We start from the raw sequence: 21,134 nt of genomic DNA, 5'->3' as shown, positions 1-21,134 counted from the left end.
CAAATTAGTTCCATTCTTTCAACTTAGGCAATATTTTATTTTTCCATATTGTAATGAATGTTGCTTCTCCTTTTGCAGCTTTTTGTTTGTGCCATTCATTATAACTAGCTACAACTATTAAAATGGATCCTGCAGCAAGCAGGTAACCCCACCATGGCATATTGCCCCAGTACGGCCTTGTTTGAAGTATTACATTCAATAATAATACTCCCGAACCAGTAAAGAAGTAAGCTTTAATCCTCCAGGCCATTCCTGCAAGCATGGATCCAAGTGACAAGGTTCCAAGTATCATAGCATCATAGACTGTTGAGCTTATTAAAGCATCCTCTATCAGACTGGCTGCTGCTGCAATCAAAACAACCCATTGTATTATGTTCATTTGCAAGGTAAAACGGCCTCTTAAAAATTTGCGGGAAAAGATCATTAAAACAATCCAGGGAAGTACGATCGCTTCTCTCTCCCATAGGCTTGGTATGTGCATATATTTAAGTGTTGAATAGTAAGGCTGAAGCAAATAACCTCCTGCTAAAACTGGAACCAAAAAGGAATATGCCTTATGAACACGATTTCTTTGCATCCATAGGGTAAGTGAAATAAGAATGCCAGGTAAGGCAGTTGTCCATATTGCATCCATTTCAAAGTAATACATAAGTCCATAAAATAGAAAGGAGATAATGGTATAGCCATCCATTTTTGTTTTAAAAATATGAAAATGGGATTCATATAACGATTTATAAGTACCCCTTCCTATCAAGGTAAGCCCTGCACCCAGACCTCCTGCTAAAAACATTTTTTCAAAAGGGCCCCAAGCTGTTTCTATTGAGAATTCGATTGTACCTATAAAAACAAGGAAAAGGACGACAATATTCAGAAGATCCCATTTAATACGATGAAGAAAAATTAAAAGCGCTATTCCAAAAACTAAGATTTCAGTATAAACATATTGGTCAAATGGATAGGAAATTACACAGGCGCCTACACCTATCAGCGAAAAGGGAACAAGATAATAAACTGTTCTCTTTTTAAAGTCTTTTGAACTGAATAACCAGAAAGTAAAGATAAGTATTGCAGTCGCTGGGAAATCATAAATACGATTCACAGGAATGTTCATGGTATCAAAAATAGCTTCAACGGTGAGGAAAACCATGGTGAAAGAAGCATATAAGAAGCTTTTTATAGTCCATTCTTCTTTGCTAAGGTAAATACTTGCACCATAAACCAGACTAGCGATAAAAAGACTGTATTCTTTGTCTGACGGGTATCCAAACCATATTAGGGCAAGTGACAGCGGATAAATAATTTGGCCAGCCCAGGCAAAGCTTTCGGACAGTTTGCTATCTGTTTTTCTCGATAATAATGAAATAATCAATAGAAGTATTGGCCCGAACGGGACAATTAGCGATTCTCCAAGCGGTGTAAAAGGTGTAAACATATCAAACGACTGAAACAATGAATAATACAATATTAAAGTTAACCCACTCAGTAAAAAAGATATCCACCTGGCGCCTGCCTGTTTATGAAGAATGTAAAACATGGCTATGCCTACTGCAAAAATAAGTGGCTGTACCCATATTTCATCAATGGAAGCTACGGGGACCAATAACATTGCTAATGTCATAAAAAAATAGACAACAATATTTGTTGGATAAAAAAATTTCGGAAAGGCAGACTTTTTCCATAGCCTGCTCGACATCAGCAAAATAATTGCAGCAATAGTTAAATTTGCTGGCTGGCTAAGATCTCGGTCCCAATCTGGGGAAACAGTATTAAGCTTTTCACCAAATGATGCGACTGAAAATCCCAGTGAAGCAGGCAGAATCCATAAAGCTGCAGCAGAATAAAACTTCCTTTTTTCCATTCTAAAAAGAATGAAAGAAATGAATGAAAACAGAAGGAACATTACGCCAAGCAGAAGATAGCTTTCAAGGACTGCTGCTGCAAATAATGATAGAACCATTATGACAATTCCAATATCCCTTGAACTTTCCTGGATAACATTTAGTTTTGGATGTTTAACCGTTCCCAGTAAAATAAATAGCGAAAAACCTGCAAAAAACAATCCCATTGCAAAATTAATATTAATAATCCAGCGGTCAGCCAGCTGAATCAATTCATATAAGGAGGAAGCCGCAAAACAGGAACTTAAATAAGGAAAAAGCCTTCCTGCCCTGTTGTTTGACAGGTATAGAAAATTTCCAGTTATGACGATATATGCTAGAAACAAGACAAATGAAGGCGACCCCGTCCTCATGACCATTCCTTCTAGGCTAATATAAATAAAAGCCAAAGCAGAAATAACAGCGCTGGTATACTGGAAGGCTAATTCAAGTGAAGACTTTTCTCTAATACCTTTTGGAAAGAACAAAAATCCAGCACCTAGCCCAGCATAAAGGAGAGCTGAGAAATGGCTCATGAAGCTATGTTCAATTAATTGGTATGCACCATAAACCAGCATTACGGTAAATACAAAATGATATTCCTTTCTTCCCGTTACAAATATCATGGAAAGATAAATAAGAGCTGTCAGCAAAAGGTTAAATCCATATTGAACTTCATTTTGGAAAAGAAAAAGCATAAAAAGGCTTGAAAGGACCAGATTTACCTGAGCGTATGAGAATAGTTCCTTCGTAAATAATTTTATGGTTTCTCTGTCTTTTAGACGATGATATCCATAGATAAATACGCCGTTAAATAGCATGATTCCAAGGTAAAAGCTGTCTTGTTCCAAGTTAAATGCCGCAAGAAGAAACGCTGCGGAAGCTGATACTGAAATAAATGAAAACCAAACAAACAGGCGAGACTGCAAGTTTTTTGCCAAATAGATATAAACCAATATTGGCAGAATGCTCACAAGTAACCCAAGGATATGTTTACCTGCTCCATTTACTGTTAAATAGGAACCTAGCAGTCCAAACCAACCTAATGAAAGAATAAATATAGGCAAAAATAAACTTCCGAGTACATTAAAGGCAAATGCTGTTTTATCTATATGCAATATCCTACTTGATAGGAGAGCTATACCAAAAAACAAAACAGCCACCGCTGCGATGGAGGTACTTTTCATTGCAGAGGTCATTGTAGCCCAATTACTAGTAGCTACAAACAATCCACCGATCAGTAAAAAGATTACCCCAATATTCAAGGACCAAGTAATATTTCTTTCACGTATCTCCTCTTGGGAGAAAAATTTTTTCTCTTTAATCGATTTAACTGGTTTGGTTTCAGCAGGTTTCGGCTCAGGTTTTAGCTCTTTTTCATCTGGTACATACGCTAAGGAATCTGAAGGCTGCTGTGATTGGTCCCAAACCTTCTCCTTATCTAAATAATATTCTCTATAGGCAGCTGAAACCTGCCTAAGTAGCTTTGAAGAAAGATATTCTTCCTCCCTTAACTTGTTTAGCTCCTCCCAAAAAATCTTTTTCCGCTTATCTATAATTTCTTTATCCAATACTTTTCCCGCCTTCCTTAAAGGCTAAAATTCCACAATATTCCTTATGGTGTAATTTTACACCAACAAATGAATTTTTCAATCTTTTTTTGAAAAATTTAACAGGGCTGAAACGCTTAAAGATTAGTCATATGTCCATGCAAAATTTATGTTTTTGAATAAAATGCATTAACGAATAATGGGAGGTGTTAATATGGGTGGCGGATACGGAGGCGGCTTCGCGCTAATCGTTGTTCTGTTTATCTTGTTAATCATTGTAGGCTCTGCATACGTTTACTAAGCAATGCCTGCAGGGAAAGCGCCAATTAAGGGCGCTTTCTTTTTACATAATGATTTTTAATTTCCAGGGCGGATTGTGATAAACTATAGAGAATCATGTTATTTGGAGGCATATATGCTTACTTTTGAAGAAAAACTGGCTATCATTGAGTCATTTACCGAGCTAAACAGAAAAGATGTTTCTTTAAAAAGAGTTAACTTTCAATACGAAGAGAGTATTTCCGATAAAAAAAATATCGTCTATCATCTCCACCCAAATGGAAATGGCTTTGTTTATGCGGGGAATCTTGAGGGTTATGAAACTGATGAAAAAGGAATGGTGAATATAAGGGATTTCTCAGCGGAAGAACTTCGTCACCTTTTGAGTGCATCGATCCAATCCTTGTCTCCCGATAAGGAAGAATATCTCGGAACCCAAAATGAAATAATCGACGGTGAGGAACAATGGGCTGATGATGAGAACCATGTCTTAAGCTTAAAGTTTGAGAATGAATTATGGAACCTCTATTTTGGGGGAAATATTGAATCAACTTTTGAAACTTACGAAGAAGCTGCTGAATATTTGCAGAGTGAAGGATTAAAGAAAATATAAATGAAAGAGGCAGCCTAAGGGCAAGCCTCTTTTTAAATAAATCTTATTGAGCGAGAACAATTTTTTCCATGGCCTGTATCTGCCCTAAATGGTTAGCTTCATGGAACAGTGCCATACCAGCTAATTCACCAAAGGTTTCTAGTCCCAGGAAAGGCTGCTTTAATTTTTCTTTGAAGCTTGAGACTTCTAATTCCGTTAAGCGCCCAAGCTGTTCCTGCAATTTAGAAGTTAATTCTTCAACAGAAGGAATATCTCCACTCCAGTCTGCAGGTTTGGTGCCATTCCCAAACAATTGTATATATAATTCTGGCAGGTTTGTTGATTTCTTTGGGAAGCCAAACATAAATTGCTCTGTTACAGTCAAAACATGACCAATATGCCAATGGATGGTATTATTAAATCCTTTAGGCTGAATGTCAGCAGTTGCCTGGTCAATTGAGGAAATCTTTTTTAAAAAATTCCTTCGTGTTAATTCAAATTGCTTTAATAATAATTCGCTCATCTTTTCGCCTCCCGTTTTGTAAACTCCCATTCTATTATCCAATTAAGGGCGGCAAATTGGCAAGTTTTACTTGCTGTCTTTTTCCAATTCTTTATCAATCATTTCATCCAGCCGCTTCAGACTTTTTATTGCCCGGACCGAATCTATCGTTCGATAATGATGCATGCCTCCTTTTTCCTCATCCTTTTCGTCCGCCCATTTTACAATCTGCTGCAGAGGAGTTCTGACTATATCATTTGAGGGTAGAAATGAATCCGTATGAAACAGTATTGCAAGTGCAATGGTTTTTGCTTTCACAGGGTTTTCGCCAAGGCGGATTAAAAGCTTATGGGCCCTTTCAGCCCCCTTTATAGGATGAATATCATTTTTTCGGTATAATTCATAATCCCATTTACCATTTTTATACCAGGTATAATGGCCGATATCATGCAAAAATCCAGCTTTTGCGGCTATATCGGTATCAACATTTTGCTCTTTTGCAAGGTGAAATGCATGGTACGCAACAGCTATTGCATGAGCTATACCAGATCTGTTTAAGAATTTTTGGGCTATATGATGATTAAATATTTCTGTCAATGTTACATCTCTCATTACCGAACCTCCAATCCCTAAATATGTATCCTGCTGTGTACAAAATAAAACATCATTTTTTAGAATAACTTGGCATTCGCCAAGTCCCTTTGGCGGATCCCTAGTTTTAGTTATCACGCTCAAATCGGCACATCCTCGAAAAAGCTATGCTTTTTCTTCGTGAGAGGCAAAGTTGACGAAGCTTTCCTTGTCCTGTGCCTTTCGCCTGACTAGGACTTCCTCGGAAAAGCATGTGCTTTTCCTTCGTGCGATGATAATGCTGCCGAAGCCTTCCTTGTCCTGTCCGTCGTGCGTTCAGCATTTAGGGATCTAAATTATTCTGATTAGCTAAAAAAGCAATACTTCAAAAAGTATTGCCAATTGGCGTAAATGATAGTCTGGTTTATCTTTGGGATTTCCTGTACCCAGAGTCCTGAGCTTCCTTCTCCGTGCAGAACCAAACTATATTATTCATATTAGAATTATAAAAGGCTCCCTCTGGTACATGGTAAATATGAGAGTTGGCATTTCCTTTAATTTTTCCTTCGCAATTTTGGCTTTTTTCCTTGTTAACCGTTTTTCTATTGTCAGAAGATTTTTGTGAGGAGCTTCCTGCTTCTGCATTTTCCTTGTGGAATCCATCTTCCTTTGAATAATTTTCAATTGACCAGATCCCAATACCCTGATCCTGAGCTTGTTTTTGGACGGCGTAAAATTGGTCTACATATTTTGTGTTAGGTGGATATATATATGCAACACGCGCCAATCCCTTTTCTAAAAGAGTTTCATTAAACATTTTTCCATCCACATAAATATAGGCTAATAGCCGGCCATATTTATCCCGTCCATCCCCAATACCCGTTTCAACCTGTATTTTTCGGCCAACATACAATGTTTCCTCTGTGAATTTAGCCGCTTCAGGACCAAAAGGCTGGACTCCCAGACGTGGATGGTGTGTCTCAGGGGTATCAATGCAAAGCATTCTTACTTTTTCCTCTCGTCCGTTCAAATTTATAACCAATGTATCTCCATCAACATTTTTTACAACTGTAGCTTCCTTTAATTTAGGATTCCCCACTGAGGCAGTTGTTTGCTGATCAGGATTGGAATGACTATTCTCTGACGTCCTGGTATCAATACTGGTGCAGGCCGTTAATAAACCTGATAGTAAAACAAAGCTGAAAATAAAAGCAAAAAATCTGTATTTCATTTGGTGTACTCCTTTTTCTGCATTAACGGTTGGTTAATCAAATAATCCGGAAATCCTTCCATTCCTGTGGTAAAAGCTTTTGATACTTATACTCGAGGAATCGATCATCCATCAGTACAATCGTTCCATAATCATCCTCAGAGCGAATCAGTCTGCCTGCTGCTTGCAAAACCTTATTCATGCCAGGATAGACATAAGAATAATCAAAACCATTACTTCCGTGTGCCGTATAGTAATCCTTAATAATATTTCTTTCCAGTCCAACCTGCGGAAGCCCAACACCTACACATACGACTCCGTTCAACCGTTCACCTTTTAAGTCCACTCCTTCAGAAAAGACACCGCCTAACACGGCAAATCCAACTAGTGAATTCTTGTTTTCCTCCTGAAAGCTGGCAAGGAAAGCTTCTCTTTCGCCTTCTCCCATTCCACGGCTTTGAATGATTGTTTCAGTCATAGCATCTATTTCTTTAAAAGCTTCAAATGTTTCCATCAAATATTGGTAGGATGGGAAAAAAACAAGATAATTTCCGGGTCGTACAGTGATTAAATCATTGACCGTTTTTGCAATTGGAGAATAGGACTTTTCCCTGTCTTTATATCTAGTTGATATAGGGTAAATAAAAACCTCGGTCTGGCTGCTATCAAAAGGAGATTCTATTGATACCTCAATTGCTTCGTTATTTGCCCCAAGCATTTCTTTGAAGTAATTCATAGGTGTAAATGTAGCTGAAAAGTAAACCTTTGAATGATAGTTTTTTCCCATTTTGCTCAATAATAATGAAGGGTCTAGGCAAAAAAGATTTATAGTAACTTCTTTTCTATCAGCTTGAACCATAATAGTATAATGGCCATCAAAAAGGGCAGCCGTTTTTACAAAAGCAAGAGTCATGAAGTAAACATCAAGAAGCTCCGTATCAGTGCTGCCTGATGCTAATTCTTCTTCTGTTCCACTATTAAATTCCTCAGCCAGTTTAACGAGATTATCAGGAAACTCTGATAAAATCCATTCCTTCCGATTATCAGCTTCCTTTTTGAGATCGATAAAATATTGATTAATATTTTTGGCTGATTCGAAAATTCTTTGGTTTTTACCTTTATAGGACCTTTTTATGTTCAGAAAGGGGGACTTCATTAAGTCACCGCTAAACATGCCCCTTGCCCGGTCAACAAGGTTATGAGCCTCATCAATTAATAACAGAGACCTCTTCTTATATTCCTCAGAAAATCTTTTTAAAGAAATTCGCGGGTCAAATATGTAATTGTAATCGCAGATTACCGCGTCAGCTATATAGGCCAGATCTAATGAAAATTCAAAGGGGCATACCCTGTGCTTTTTTGAATATTCCTCAATTGTCCCACGAGATATATTATTTTCATTTGTAAATATGTCGAGTACTGCCCCATTAATACGGTCATAATATCCATCCGCAAAAGGGCACATATCCTTTTGGCAGGATGTGGTGTCATTTAAACAAACTTTATCCTTTGCCGTAAGAGTGACTGTCTTAAAATGAAGCCCTTCTTTTTCTAAAAGATGAAAGCTTTCTTCTGCGGTTTGGCGCGTTATAGTTTTTGCCGTTAGGTAAAAAATATGGTCTATTTCCTCTTCACCAACAGCTTTAACCGAGGGGAAAATGGTGGAAATGGTCTTTCCTATTCCTGTTGGTGCTCTTAAAAATAGTTCTTTCTTTTCCTTGATGGCTGCAAATACAGAGGCAGCAAGCTTTTTTTGCCCCTTGCGATAAGTTTTAAAAGGAAAACCTAAATCCTTTATACTCTGGTGGCGGAGGTTTTTATGTTCTGTCTGCATTCGGGCAAAAGGAAGAAAGGTTTCCAATATCTCTATTACAAAGGTTTCCAATTGCTGAAAAGAAAAGGTTTGATGAAATCTTTTTAGATCATCTGTTTTACTGTCCACATAGGTAAGCTGGATACTTATTTCTTTTATACCTTTAGCCCTGGAGAACATATATGCATAGCATTTTGCCTGAGCCCAGTGTACCGGGTAGGAATCGCTTAAAATACCCTCTATACCTGCTGCAGTAGATTTAATTTCATCAATAATGATATTCCCGTTATCCCCAAAAAGCAGTCCATCACATCTTCCTTCCAATTCGAACAAAAAACCGCCGTGCTCTATTGATAGCTTTAACGGAACTTCTTTCTGGTCACCTTCATTATAGGTCTTTTGGATTTTTTGATGTGCCCTTGTCCCTTCAATCAAGCTTGTTGGCGACTGGAACCTCGAGTCTATACTGCCACTGCGAAATACATATTCTACAAGCGGCCTGACTGAAATATGGTAATGTGGAAGATTTAAATTATTCATAGCTCGTTTCCTATCTTCTTCGAACTTTTGTTCTTATTGTATCCCTTTTTCTACAAATTGTTCAAGTTCCATTTGGGAAATTGACTGGACATAATGAAAATATGGACTTTAGTCTAAATACTTAAATCAATGAAAAAGAAGTAGATGCAATGATTATGCTGAAAATGGAACATCCTTGAAAAAATTTAGCTTTTTCTTAGGTGTGGGGCAAAGCCGACATATGGTGAAGTTCCCAAAATGCAAAAAAAGAGTGAGGCTCTGCCTCACCCATGTCTTATTTCTTTGTTTTGCCTTTGCCAAGATACTCATAGTCGTCTGGATTAATTGGAGTAAATCCCTGCGGTTTATAGAATCTTAACAGATCTTTATATACTACTTCATCAGACATATCCAATTCAGTATGAACCTTATTGTCAATATCCTTACATTGTGCAGGATCGGCTGCTAACTGGCCAGTTGCTGAATCATAGCATTTTTCGTTAAGCTGAGTAACCTTCTGGCCAACATAGTCGCCATTACGGAATAATACCCAGTTTCGATGTTCTTTTGATAATAGGTCTGATCCAAATTCCATGAAATCCTTTGTATCAACACCAAGCAAATGCAGAACAGTAGGTCTTACATCGACTTCTCCGCCGACCTGATGCTGAACGCCGCCCTTCACGCCTGGAACGTGAATAAATAATGGAACACGCTGGAGTGAAGCACTTTGCATAGGAGTAATTTCATCTACCCCAAGCACTTTCGCCATAGCATCGTTGTGATTCTCTGAGATACCATAGTGGTCACCATATAATACTACGATTGTATTGTCGTACAATCCAGAAGTTTTTAAATCATTAAAGAACTGCTCTAATGCCTGGTCCATATAATGGGCAGACTGGAAATACTGGTTTACTACATCATCACCGAAATCGCCTGCAGGGAAATCTGTATCCTGTGGGTCCATTTCAAAAGGAAAATGGTTTGAAAGAGTGATGAATTTTGTATAGAAAGGCTGTTTAAGGCTTTTTAACATTGGCATAGATTCAGTGAAAAATGGCTTATCCTTCATGCCGTAGTTTTTCGTATTCTCTTCTGACATATTATAATACTCAGCATCGTAGAACTGATCATATCCAAGGGCTTTATACATAACGTTACGGTTCCAGAATGTTTTGTAGTTTCCGTGGAATACAGCTGAATTATATCCATAGCCTTTTAAAATTGCTGGCATAGCATGGTACGTATTTTGAGCTTTATTCACAAATACAGAACCCTGTGCCATTGGATAAAGGGAATTCTCCATAAGGAACTCTGCATCAGATGTTTTACCCTGTCCAGTTTGATGATAAAAATTATCAAAGTAGAATGTATTATTATCCCGGGCAAGACTGTTTAGGAAAGGAGTTACTTCCTGTCCATTAAGTTTGTATCCAATCATAAAGTTTTGGAAAGATTCCATTGATACGGTAATAACGTTTTTACCTTTTGCTTTGCCAAAATAAGCAATATTCGGCTCAGCGTAATTCGCTTTACGGTAGTTTTCCACATCCGTAATATCACTGCTGTCAGCAAGCGCACGCTGACTTGATGATTTGATGTTCTGGATAATATCATAAATGGTAAAATTGTATGCACCTAAATATTTAACCAGATACGCACGGTCAAAAGATCTTGTTAAAAGCTGCGGACGATCTTTTTCAGCTAAACCTAGATTAAAAAGGAATGCTGTAATTGAAAACAGCAAAACGATCTTAAATGGCTTTCTGGTTGATTCCTGAATATGATTAAAAACCTTCAATGCAAGAACAATCAGGATAATTGTATCTGCAAAATAGAAGATATCAAACACTGACATAAGCGATAAAGCACTGTCTCCGAGCTGGCCGCCATTTGTTTTAGTCTGCATGAGAACAGGAACAGTAACAAAATCATTGAAGAAACGATAATAGACTATATTCGCGTATAGCAGGAATGACAAAAGAAAATCCATGATAATGATCACAAGTTTTGCCCGTTTTTTAAACAAAAGGCCAATTCCAAAAAAGAAAAGTGCAGAACTGATGGGATTAATAAATAGTAAAAATTGCTGCAGGGTATTTTCTATTCCCAGGTTAAATTCAATTTTATAAGCCGAATATGTCTTTATCCAGAAAAGCACAACAGCTACTGCAAAAAACATTACATTACTGCGGCTAATTCCCTTCGGCAATTGTATTTTTTTCATTTTAAGTCTCCTCTCACTTACCAGTAACTATCACGGTAAACGAACCTCAATTACTATAACACATCTTTAGAAAAAGTAAAATTCATATGGGTTTCAATTGATGGTCCGCGAGGAATTTACTTCTCGCTATTTTTTGACACCAATTTCCCTAATTCAATATTCCGTCTGCTCTTTTCTTCATTAGTGGAAAGATCATATTTTTTTAGAAGATGGAATGCTAAATTCAAACTTTCCTGATTTTGACCGCTTTCGAGAAAAGTTGGAAAAGCTTCCTTAATATTAGACGGCAAAAACTCCATTTGAGTTTCAAATTTTTTTCTTACGTCTTCTGTTGAATGATTAATCTTGCATTCGCTCATCTTTTTTCTCCCACATCTTTTATATTATTTAGAAATCAGTAACTGGCTTAGGCTTTTGGAGCCCGTTCTTTTTCATGTAGTGAAACAAAAAATAAAAAGGTATGGCACTTAAAGTTCTAAGAAGACTCGAGATCGTCATAGCAAAATCCATACTATTTGTTTCAAGAAGAAATACCCCAAATTGAGGTGCAATGAAACCAACTATAGCTAATAAAATATTGTAATTTGCAATATATGTTCCCCTATTCTGTTCGTTTGTCACTTCGAGTAACTGATTAAATAGGAGCAAGACTGTTCCCGAAACAAACAGGCCGGAACTTGCATTCACAATAACCAAGTATATCAGATTATCTGAAAGGATGTTAAGAACAGGAGCTGTAGCCATTCCAAGGGCACAATAAAAGAGCATTTTTGAATTGCTGTGTTTATTTGCCATTTTCCCCCACCAGCGGAAGCTTACGATCTGGGCAACCTGATTCGCAACATTAAACAAGCTAATCCAAAGGCCTGTAGCATGAGCATCTTTTATTTGATAAATACTGAATAGTGACCATGCCATCTGCCAGGCAAAATTAAAAAACAAACTGCATATTAGAAAATATACGAATCGTTTATCCTTGAATGCATTCCAATCCAGAAGTTTGAACTCCTTTTTGTTTTCCTTTTTAACTTTTCGTACCGGTTCAGTATGCTTGTTTAAATAATATACTTCCACTGCTCCAAATATAAACGCAGCTAGGAATAAAATTTTATATGGCATCGGGTTGGCTTTATCGAATAGCTGCAGACCAATGCCAACAATAAAAGTGGTTATCATACCCACAATAGTTAATACACGGTTCCGGTCACTAAAAAAACCGCTTCTCCTGTTATCGGGAACCAAGTCCCCTATAAAGGATTGCCAGCTTAGATTGGCAAAGGAACCAGGGAAGTTCATCAATCCTACGAGGATAACAAATGTCCAGTTTCTATATTCTAATGGTATATAAAGGACAAGAAACATAAGCAAAAGAAAAAGCCTAGTAAAAAGAATTGAGTAGCCTGTAAAGCGTTTCTTCTCTGCTAATCCATTCATGAGAAAGGAACAGATAACCATTGCAAACATACCGATAAATTGCGGAAGTGAATTAATCAGGCCAACTTGGTAGTTCGAAGCTCCAAGGACTCCTATTGCGAATAAAGTAAAATAGTTATTGCTTATATTGAGAACAATAGTTGAAGCTATCCCGTTTTTAATGCTATATTTTTCATTTCGTAAAATATCGTTTTCACTATACATGGCTGTCATCTTCTCTCTGCAGAATTTCTCATCCGTATGGACTTGCCTATTTATTCACTTATTTACCAATAGATATCATACTCCCGCTGGGATATGATGCGCAATAAGTTTTTTCCTTATTTTTTAAACTATTTTAAAAGTTTGATTTTGTTTGAATGATTGGCCCTATGGGGAAAAATAACAAATAGAATCGAGGTGAAAATTATGCCAAGTATTGAACCGGAGTTTACAAAAAGTCCCTATTTTGTTGCCGATCCTGGAAACTGGCATTTAAAGCCTGGAGCACCTCCCGCGGTTCAGGAAGAATTTGAAAAATACATGCAAAGTATAGAGGATCCTCAATCTCCGGGCACAATAAACGGAAATACGATTGATTACCCGTACGAAAAATAAACGAAGGCTGCCAAGTATGGCAGCCTTCGTTTATTAAGATATATTTTCGATAAAATCATTAAAGGAACTAAACAGAATGTTGGGCTTCCAACAGCCATGGTCATGTTTGGTGGTCAAAACCGGATGAACTTCATTGGACAAATCAATAAATAATGGATCACCCTCTCCTTCCTCATAACCAATGACAACCCAATCATCTTTCCACTCCCCTTCTTTCATACCCGTTAAAGGATTACCCTCCAGATCAATCCTATAGCCAATTTGTCCTGTGAAGAACTCTTCTCTTGAAAGTAAATGATAGGAAAATTCGGATACCTTACTAGTTTCTTTTAGTATTATTTCATGGTGATCCAAGGATTCCATTTGACTGATTATTGTATTTAAATCCTGATTTAACAAAGTAATCATCCTTCCTTAAATATCTTTTCATTTATTATTACTCTCATTTCTATTTTAAGATTTTTGTTAGGTATTTCCGCACATTGTTTATGAACCTTTTTTGTCAATTTGTGAATAAAAGTACAAATTAAAAACTTTTGATATTTATGAATAGGTTTATAAGCATAAGACCATGAAGGGCTTCAGAGATTAAAAGGTTTTTTTATGGTTTGTGAACGTTTTCCTTCTATATAATATACCCTTACGATATATGGCAAAAAAAACACACTAGTGTGTAATGAAAAGATAGTCGTGATCCCTTTTTAGAAGTCCTTTTTTTAAGCAAAATAAAAACAGCACTCTGAAAAGAAGTGCTGTTTTTAAACTCGGCCGCGTTTTTAGAGCTGTTTCTTAAGCGACTGTCTATATTGATATTGTTTCCATTGAAAACGGATAAAGCAGCCAATACAAAATCCCATTAAAGCAACGCCTGCAGCAAGAGCAACCATGGCTGAAAAAACATAACCTGCAATGTCCCAGCCTAGGAAAAAGCTTATTAAACTGCCAGCAAGGCATATTACAGCAATTACTTGATTAAACTGCTGCTGATCACGATCTTCAGGAATATATTCAGTTGGTTTTTTCTTTAAAAACAGCTTTGCAAACCGCATGACCGGATTAAAATCAATGGCCAGACCCAAGATACCGGCAAAAAGTGGAATCGCAAGGATCCATTCCTGTTTTGTTATCCATGCTGCAAGTACACACAATACGAGAAACCATTGATTAGTTCGAACTAATGGCTGAGGTATTGAATTAGAAATCATATTTTTCACACCTGTCTAATCGGAATTAAATGTTTTGTTTATTCTATACCATTTTTTATATTATGTGAAGTTTTATGTTCAAAGAATTTACTAAACGAAAAAAAAGAAAGCCAAAGGTTGGCTTTCTTCTATTTAGCGATCATGCATTGGGAACTTTCCCACCGTATGTATGGCACTAATTATTCTCTTGTTAATCCATTTTCGGTTTTCCATTGTATTTAGCTGTTCGAAAATTAATTTTCTTCCGTGTTCTGTTGTAACATAATGGCTTGGAAGGGTATTTAAGGTTAAAGCAATTATGTCATTCCTGCACTTACTGCAAGGGCAGAAAGTTTGATAATCAGGACTTAGCATTGCTACATTCACCAAGGTAGTAACGATTTCTTCCATTACATTAATTAAGTTTCTTTCCATTTTGACCACTTCCAGGTATGTAGAATATTTTTCTTAGCTGAATACTTCTAGTTTTATTTTATCACAAGCTTTTCGTAATTGGTTGTTACCTTTGGCAGAATAAAAGTTCTTTTTTTGAGAAAAATAAAACGAAAATGGGAAATGGAGTGATCAGAGATGAATGAACGAAGAGTAAAACAAATTTTATCTTCCTCTGCTGATATTGTAGTAAAATATAATGGAACCTCAGTTTGGATTGATCAGTTGAACGAAGACGGCAGAACAGCTACAGTCCATTTACGCGGACCTCTTGAAGAGCGGTCTACTGTGGAAATAAATGAATTAGTTGAAGAGTAAAAAACGTAAAGAGCAGGCCGTTCAGCCTGCCCTTTTTCATTCCAACATATTTACATGTTTCAAACCATATCTTCATTTTCTTTATCAATATCAGCTGGCTCAGGCTGTTCTTTCCTAGCAATTCCACTTAAAGAATCCCGGTTTTTGGCACTGTGGTCCATTCCCGCTCCAGGCAGAATGTTCGCCATAGGCAGCTGTTCTAATTCTTTTCCTCTTGGCATGTTTCAATCACCCCTTATAAAAATAGGGTGACCAATTTAACCGGGATTACACGTTTTAATTCCGACAGATTCAACAGCAAAATGTCCTCCATTCCGCTTGATCCTTCTCTCTGCTGTTCACTATGTTTAAACCAGGTTTTTAATCGATTGACGAAATCGCTTTTTCGGCAAGCGAGAGAATTGTCATATCGTCCATAGGCGGATTATGAAGCCCTGCCCTAACGTCCCGATAATATCTTTGAAGGGGATTTTTGATAGATAAGCTTTTTGCCCCAACGATTCTCATAGCTATGTCCACTATTTCTATTGCTGAATTAGTGACTGACAGTTTGACTGCCCCCAGCAATGGTCCCATTGTCTGCTTTTCCTCCTCAGTAGCTTCATCCCATTGGCGAGCAGCAGAATATAAGAAATGTGAGGATTGGACAGATAACAGTTCCATTTCACCCGTTTTTTGTTTTACTGCAGGTATATCAATAATAGATCCTTTAATGCTGTTTGGTGAATATTCCTTTGCAAATTCGATTGCATACTTTTTAGCTGCCTCTGCTATTCCAAGATAGCATGCAGGAATATGAAGCAGCCAACCATTAGCCCCTTTTTTACCTGGAGTAAGGATTTCAACAAAATAATCAGATGGTACCGATACATTGTTTAGGATTAAATCGTGACTCCCGGTGCCTCTCATGGCAATGCTGTCCCATGTTTCCTTTATTTCAAGTCCCTGTGCAGAGCGGGGAATTAGGAAGTTTCCAGTTTCTCCGGTTTCTACAACGGATGCACTTACAATAAAATAGTCAAGAACTGGTGACATGGTTGTAAAGATTTTTCTTCCATTAATTATCCAATGGCCATTTTCCTTTTGGGCCGTTGTCTGAGGTTTCCCGCCTCTTGTAGGACTTCCGGTTTGCGGTTCTGAAGCTGCACTATTTATCAAAGCCCCTTTTTTTACTTCTTCACAAAGCCAGGTAAATTTTTCGTTATTCCAGGACCTTTTTTCTCCAAGATTTTTGATAATACCCATATGCCATCCTATGGCAAGAGCAGTCGATCCATCTCCTTCCGCTATTCTTTCCTGCAGCTTCAGCATTTCATATAATGAAATACCTTCGCCTCCATATTCTTTTGGAACAGTCAAAGCAGTATAGCCTGATTCTTTTAGATCCTGGATATTTTCAAATGGAAATGATCCAGATTCATCCGTAAGAGATGCCCTTTCTTTAAACTTTTTACTAAGGGTATTTATTAAATTAAATCTCTCTTGAGGTGTATTGTCAGAAAGAAAATTCATGTGCCGTCTCCTAACTATTCCCTTCCGGGTCCTTTAATTATCTAAATTATACCTGTTCAGATTAAAGCTGAGAAATGATAAGCACAATAAAAAGGAAGTGTCCCTTTTATGGAACACTCCCTATTATATTAAATCCATGTGGTTAATTTGTTGATTTCCAGGCGTGGCGAAGGACGGCCAGGCTTTAACTTTTTCCCAACAGGAATGATCATAATGGGAACATAACGTTCTGGAACATTAAATTCTTTTATAAAACCTTCATGATCAAATCCGCCGATCGGGCAGGTATCCCACCCCTTAGCTTGTGCAACCAGCATTAACTGCATGGCAGCCAATCCGGCATTGTGATGTGCAGCTACAAGTGGATATTCTTCTCTTTGATAAGCGCCCTCAATCTGGCCGGCTAATGCATTATAGATTTCCTTAGATAATGCCCCAGCCTCTACAAGTGGTGCAAAAACAGGTTCGTAATTCTTGTTTGCTTCTTTATCGCCTAAAATAGCAATAGTTGCAGCCGCATCACGAATTTGCGTTTGATTATAGGCAAGTTTAAATAATTTATCCTTTGCTTCCTGGTCATGAAATACATAGAAATGCCAGTGTTGTAGGTCCCATGCTGATGGTGCCTTGCCAGCAAGCTCCAGAATATCTGTAAGTTCTTCTTTTGATATCTTTTCATCTGGATTAAAAACCTTAACAGCTCTTCTTTCTTCGATTACTTGGAATAAATCCTTCATTGATGTTACCTCCTCTATGCTGTTCCTTCTTATTATTTGTATATAGAATAACTTTATTATTTTTGTATAATTTCATGGCTATGTCCAATTATCTGCTTATATTGATCTGGACAAAAAAAAGAGCCCATCAGGGCAAGTACTTAAAAATTCTTTATGTATAAGGAATTTAAAACTTTCGTTTGTATTGCGAACGTTCCGAAGCAGCCCCTGTTTCATCAGCAGTTTGTTTTATATATGATTTCCACTTACCGGAGGTTTTAGGCTGAGGGGCGTACTTTCTCATTGGCCTTTTAGAAACTACTTCTTTTAAATAAGGTGAACCAGAAGGGCTTTCCTTTTTTAATAAATGCATTAAATTAGTTATATCATCCAAAGCCCGATGCGACTGATATTTTGTAATACCATGAGCCTGAAGTAATGTAAGAAGCTTACTGTTTTCAAATCCATAAACTTTCCAAGGAACATTCCTCATAGAACAGTACCAGTGAAGATCGTTTATCTCGGGATACATATGATATAAGAAACTTCGGTCAAAGGAAGCGTTGTGGGCAAAAACAGAGTCAGAATCTCTAAGAAGGTCTTTAACTTTTGGATCGTCAAAAACCTTTCCCTCTACATCGCTGAAAGGGATACCGTGTATTTTAAATGCAGAAGAATAATTTCTTTTTGAAGTACTTGACAAAGGCTCTCTTAAAAATGATTGCTGATCTAAGATTTCCAGAAATTCACCAGTATCCTTTTGATAAGCAAACTGAATTAGTGCCAATTCGATCATTTCATCGGCTCCGGGGCGTAGACCAGTGGTCTCTACGTCAACGATTAACCCGATTTTTTTATTTTTATCCATATTTATCATCCTAATTAATTATTATTCATAAACTTCTTTCTCTTTTTTTACATACTACCACATTTTATTTTAATCAAACGATTTTTTTCACCCACTAAGGCAAAATAGAACACATCCTTCCGTTTAGAGCTCTCATTTGGAGGAATAATAAAAGAGATTATTAGTAAAGGAGTGATATTTAGATGACGAACAGTGAACTTAAAGAGAAAGTATTAAAAATATTGCAAGAGAATAAAGTCGGAACACTCGCATCTGTTCAGCAAGGCAAGCCCCATTCCCGTTATATGACATTTTTCCATGAAGGTCTAACACTCTATACAGCAACTAGCAAAGAAACCCATAAGGTTGAAGAAATTGAAAAAAACCCTTACGTACACATTTTACTCGGCTATGATGGAGAGGGATTCGGAGATTCATTTCTTGAAATTGAAGGTAAGGCTGCAGTTGACGACTCAGCGGAAATGAAAAATAAATTATGGAATGAGTACTTAGAGAAATGGTTTAAAGGTCCTGATGACCCAAGTTATACTGTCCTCCATATCGAGCCTTCATTAATCAGACTAATGAATAATAAGGGGCTGGAACCAGAAATCCTGAAACTATAAAACGCCTTTTTTTGGCGTTTTTTTCAATTTTTATCCTATTTTTACCTCCTTTTTTTGATATAATTCGATTATAGACAAGGATATCGGGGGGACGATAATGAAACAGTTTTCGGAAGAACTTCTTTTACACTTTTTTCTTATGATGATCATCCCGCTTGCAAGCACATTATTAATCGGGAAAGCTGAGAAGGTTTTTCGGTTATCCTTGTTTGGAATTCTTATATTAACCACTTTTTTAACCATGTCCTTTCCTGTTGAAATCTCGGATGGCCTTTCATTTGATTTGAAATTTATCCCGGTTTTTGTTACTTTTCTATATTTAGGGCCAAAACCAGGTGTTTTCAGCATCGCCGCAATAGTATTATTTGAGTCTGTCAATTCACCTAACACGATCCCTATTTCTTTATTGAATTACCTGATCATCTCGATTCCCTTATTTATCTTGACCAGAAAGTACCATCAATACAAAATTACCAAAAAAATTGGCATTGCCAGCTTATTTTACATTTTAATCTCCTTTTCACGTCTAATCCTCCTCATTGCCACTGGCAAATTAGATGCTTCTTTTTATGTGCTGATGTTTACTATTATCTCCTTTGCAGCCTTGTGTGCCATTATATACTTTATTGAACTCACCCGGCTTCAAGTATATATGCTTGAGCAGCTGCAAAATGCTGAAAAAATGAATGCCATCAGCCAGCTAGCTGCATCCTTGGCTCATGAAATAAGAAACCCCATGACGACGATTCGCGGGTTCATGCAAATAATGAGAGATGAAAAGAATCTAACCTCCGAACAAACTATGTACGTATCTCTCTCACTTGATGAACTTGATAGAACCCATAACATAATAAATGACTTTTTATCCTTGGCCAAGCCTTCCGGAAGTGATTTTGAAATTCTGAATGCTTCATCTCTTCTAAAAGAAACTGTAGAATTTATGCGGCCCTATTCAACCATTGCAAATGTTGATATCCAATCCAACATTCAGGATGGTGCCAATATTGAGGGCAGCCCTACTGAATTTAAGCAATTAATTATTAACCTAATGAAAAATGGTATTGAAGCAATGCCAGAGGGAGGGGAATTAATCATTAAATGCCAGTCTCAGAATGGTTTTGTTTCAATTATTATTGAGGATAAAGGTATTGGTTTGTCCACGAAACAGCTTAATCAGCTTGGACTCCCCTACTATTCTACGAAAACCAAAGGGACAGGCCTAGGCCTGATGATTTCCTTTAATATACTTAAACGAATGAAAGGGAAAGTACAAATTGACAGCGAAATCAATAAAGGCACCAAATTTACTCTTGTATTTAAGGAAACTGTCTCTTAACTAGCAAAATAAAAAGTCCGGCATAATGCGGACTTTTTTCTCGTTTAGTAACCATCATTTTTAAACTTGTTAATAACTCGATACTGACATCCCAGCAACTGTCTCTTACTCTTTTATAAAGATACCGCTTGGCTGCCCATTTGCTCCCAGGCTTTTCTGAAGTTTTCCCGGTCCAGCTTTCTGTTTTTATATCCGTAAGGGTCGTTAATGTAAATATGGTCTTTATCATAGCCAGTTATTACGACACTATGCTGGCTGAAAGTAATTTTAATGGTCCCCTGTGGTGTTTTCCAGGACTGAAAAACATTAACAGGAGCAAAGCTTGTGGTTATAATGACCCAAACGGGAAAACCGTGTCCTACTTTATCAAGTACGCTCGAAAACGGCTTGTTCGTTAAATCAATAACTTTATCGCCTGCATACTGTCTGGCTAAGTCTACAATGGGTCCATGATAGACACCAAGCCCTGGACCATTTTCCATGTCCCCAACAAAACCTTCATTGGGATTTCCCTTTAATCCTTGACCAATATTCAGGGGAACTCTTTTAATCTTTCTGGCTAATTCATTCTTGTTTACCTGATAGCCATGAAACTTAAGCATCATTCCGAGACTGGTTACCTCGCATCCATTATAAAGGCGCGGAGCTTCCATTTGCTTAAATAAAGGAACATCCAAAATAATGTGATCAGGGAGCGGCGGGAGTTTTTTCTCTTTTAGAGCAATAACCTTTTTCTTAACTGGAATCATATCTGCTTGAGCTTCAATTTGCTTAGGCTTTAATAAATTTGAATCGAGTGCGCTGCAGCCAGACAATATCATACTGGCTGACATAAAAACCAAAAGGATTTCTTTTGTATATTTTTTCATTTTTTACCTCACTGCTTTTACTGTCTATCTATTCAATATCTTATTATATTAAAAGTTTTATAGAAATTGCCAAACTTAAGGCTTGGTAATTTCTTTCAAG

Annotated in this window: 22 protein-coding genes; 6 read left to right on the top strand and 16 right to left on the bottom strand. The window is 37.2% G+C overall.

What is annotated here, in order from left to right; all coding sequences use genetic code 11:
• Positions 1-4: 4 nt before the first annotated feature.
• A complete protein-coding gene (locus AC3WR0_RS17155; protein ID WP_492553446.1) occupies positions 5-3,448 on the bottom strand; it encodes a hypothetical protein in 3,444 nt (1,147 codons plus the stop codon).
• Positions 3,449-3,641: 193 nt separating this feature from the next.
• Between AC3WR0_RS17155 and AC3WR0_RS17150 the strand changes: the two genes are divergently transcribed.
• Complete coding sequence (locus AC3WR0_RS17150; protein ID WP_155899821.1) at positions 3,642-3,728, top strand: YjcZ family sporulation protein; 87 nt, start codon at positions 3,642-3,644, stop codon at positions 3,726-3,728.
• Positions 3,729-3,842: 114 nt separating this feature from the next.
• Positions 3,843-4,319, top strand: a complete 477-nt coding sequence (locus tag AC3WR0_RS17145) for a hypothetical protein (protein WP_492553445.1) — start codon at positions 3,843-3,845, stop codon at positions 4,317-4,319.
• A gap of 43 nt (positions 4,320-4,362) precedes the next feature.
• Here AC3WR0_RS17145 and AC3WR0_RS17140 read toward each other — a convergent pair whose 3' ends face one another.
• The 7 genes from AC3WR0_RS17140 to AC3WR0_RS17110 all read right to left on the bottom strand — a co-directional run bounded on the left by AC3WR0_RS17140 (position 4,363) and on the right by AC3WR0_RS17110 (position 12,780).
• Complete coding sequence (locus AC3WR0_RS17140; protein ID WP_492553444.1) at positions 4,363-4,821, bottom strand: DinB family protein; 459 nt, start codon at positions 4,819-4,821, stop codon at positions 4,363-4,365.
• Positions 4,822-4,887: 66 nt separating this feature from the next.
• Positions 4,888-5,412 (bottom strand): HD domain-containing protein, encoded by a 525-nt coding sequence (locus AC3WR0_RS17135; RefSeq protein WP_492553491.1) that lies wholly within the window; start codon positions 5,410-5,412, stop codon positions 4,888-4,890.
• A 382-nt stretch (positions 5,413-5,794) separates the two neighbouring features.
• Complete coding sequence (locus tag AC3WR0_RS17130; protein ID WP_492553443.1) at positions 5,795-6,601, bottom strand: thermonuclease family protein; 807 nt, start codon at positions 6,599-6,601, stop codon at positions 5,795-5,797.
• A gap of 37 nt (positions 6,602-6,638) precedes the next feature.
• The gene (locus AC3WR0_RS17125; protein ID WP_492553442.1) at positions 6,639-8,933 is read right to left on the bottom strand and encodes an ATP-dependent DNA helicase; all 2,295 of its coding nucleotides are present in this window, start codon (positions 8,931-8,933) and stop codon (positions 6,639-6,641) included.
• Between the two features lie 274 nt (positions 8,934-9,207).
• Positions 9,208-11,142: a lipoteichoic acid synthase gene (gene ltaS / locus AC3WR0_RS17120; protein WP_492553441.1), complete on the bottom strand. Its 1,935-nt coding sequence runs from the start codon at positions 11,140-11,142 to the stop codon at positions 9,208-9,210.
• 116 nt (positions 11,143-11,258) lie between these two features.
• On the bottom strand, positions 11,259-11,501 hold the full coding sequence (locus tag AC3WR0_RS17115) for a hypothetical protein (RefSeq protein WP_492553440.1): 243 nt from the start codon (positions 11,499-11,501) through the stop codon (positions 11,259-11,261).
• Between the two features lie 28 nt (positions 11,502-11,529).
• Entirely contained in the window at positions 11,530-12,780 is a 1,251-nt protein-coding gene (locus tag AC3WR0_RS17110; RefSeq protein WP_492553439.1) for an MFS transporter, read from the bottom strand.
• 204 nt (positions 12,781-12,984) lie between these two features.
• On the opposite strand from AC3WR0_RS17110, the gene AC3WR0_RS17105 reads away from it, so the two are divergent.
• The gene (locus AC3WR0_RS17105; protein WP_492553438.1) at positions 12,985-13,173 is read left to right on the top strand and encodes a hypothetical protein; all 189 of its coding nucleotides are present in this window, start codon (positions 12,985-12,987) and stop codon (positions 13,171-13,173) included.
• A gap of 33 nt (positions 13,174-13,206) precedes the next feature.
• Here AC3WR0_RS17105 and AC3WR0_RS17100 read toward each other — a convergent pair whose 3' ends face one another.
• From AC3WR0_RS17100 to AC3WR0_RS17090, 3 genes are all read right to left on the bottom strand, one after another.
• On the bottom strand, positions 13,207-13,572 hold the full coding sequence (locus AC3WR0_RS17100; protein ID WP_492553437.1) for a hypothetical protein: 366 nt from the start codon (positions 13,570-13,572) through the stop codon (positions 13,207-13,209).
• A gap of 377 nt (positions 13,573-13,949) precedes the next feature.
• Positions 13,950-14,378 carry a DUF4395 domain-containing protein gene (locus AC3WR0_RS17095; protein WP_492553436.1) on the bottom strand — a complete coding sequence of 143 codons (429 nt, stop codon included), beginning with the start codon at positions 14,376-14,378 and terminating at the stop codon, positions 13,950-13,952.
• 132 nt (positions 14,379-14,510) lie between these two features.
• Entirely contained in the window at positions 14,511-14,792 is a 282-nt protein-coding gene (locus tag AC3WR0_RS17090; RefSeq protein ID WP_027319500.1) for a late competence development ComFB family protein, read from the bottom strand.
• A 156-nt stretch (positions 14,793-14,948) separates the two neighbouring features.
• On the opposite strand from AC3WR0_RS17090, the gene AC3WR0_RS17085 reads away from it, so the two are divergent.
• On the top strand, positions 14,949-15,128 hold the full coding sequence (locus tag AC3WR0_RS17085) for a small, acid-soluble spore protein, H family (RefSeq protein WP_492553435.1): 180 nt from the start codon (positions 14,949-14,951) through the stop codon (positions 15,126-15,128).
• Between the two features lie 59 nt (positions 15,129-15,187).
• On the opposite strand, the gene AC3WR0_RS17080 is transcribed toward AC3WR0_RS17085, so the two are convergent.
• The 4 genes from AC3WR0_RS17080 to AC3WR0_RS17065 all read right to left on the bottom strand — a co-directional run bounded on the left by AC3WR0_RS17080 (position 15,188) and on the right by AC3WR0_RS17065 (position 18,224).
• A complete protein-coding gene (locus AC3WR0_RS17080) occupies positions 15,188-15,349 on the bottom strand; it encodes a hypothetical protein (protein ID WP_492553434.1) in 162 nt (53 codons plus the stop codon).
• 139 nt (positions 15,350-15,488) lie between these two features.
• Entirely contained in the window at positions 15,489-16,640 is a 1,152-nt protein-coding gene (locus tag AC3WR0_RS17075) for an acyl-CoA dehydrogenase family protein (protein WP_492553433.1), read from the bottom strand.
• A 128-nt stretch (positions 16,641-16,768) separates the two neighbouring features.
• Positions 16,769-17,377 carry a nitroreductase family protein gene (locus AC3WR0_RS17070; protein WP_492553432.1) on the bottom strand — a complete coding sequence of 203 codons (609 nt, stop codon included), beginning with the start codon at positions 17,375-17,377 and terminating at the stop codon, positions 16,769-16,771.
• A gap of 166 nt (positions 17,378-17,543) precedes the next feature.
• Positions 17,544-18,224, bottom strand: a complete 681-nt coding sequence (locus AC3WR0_RS17065) for an exonuclease domain-containing protein (protein WP_492553431.1) — start codon at positions 18,222-18,224, stop codon at positions 17,544-17,546.
• 182 nt (positions 18,225-18,406) lie between these two features.
• Here AC3WR0_RS17065 and AC3WR0_RS17060 point away from each other — a divergent pair, with 182 nt between their 5' ends.
• Both AC3WR0_RS17060 and AC3WR0_RS17055 read left to right on the top strand, forming a co-directional pair.
• A complete protein-coding gene (locus AC3WR0_RS17060; RefSeq protein ID WP_492553430.1) occupies positions 18,407-18,829 on the top strand; it encodes a pyridoxamine 5'-phosphate oxidase family protein in 423 nt (140 codons plus the stop codon).
• A gap of 97 nt (positions 18,830-18,926) precedes the next feature.
• The gene (locus tag AC3WR0_RS17055) at positions 18,927-20,165 is read left to right on the top strand and encodes an ATP-binding protein (protein ID WP_492553429.1); all 1,239 of its coding nucleotides are present in this window, start codon (positions 18,927-18,929) and stop codon (positions 20,163-20,165) included.
• Between the two features lie 113 nt (positions 20,166-20,278).
• Here AC3WR0_RS17055 and AC3WR0_RS17050 read toward each other — a convergent pair whose 3' ends face one another.
• Positions 20,279-21,034, bottom strand: a complete 756-nt coding sequence (locus AC3WR0_RS17050; protein ID WP_492553428.1) for a C39 family peptidase — start codon at positions 21,032-21,034, stop codon at positions 20,279-20,281.
• Positions 21,035-21,134: the final 100 nt, after the last annotated feature.

The organism is Neobacillus sp. FW104-15D2, assembly GCF_058790155.1.
Note: the sequence above shows the minus strand (reverse complement) of the source record. Positions and strands in the feature narration are given on the sequence as shown.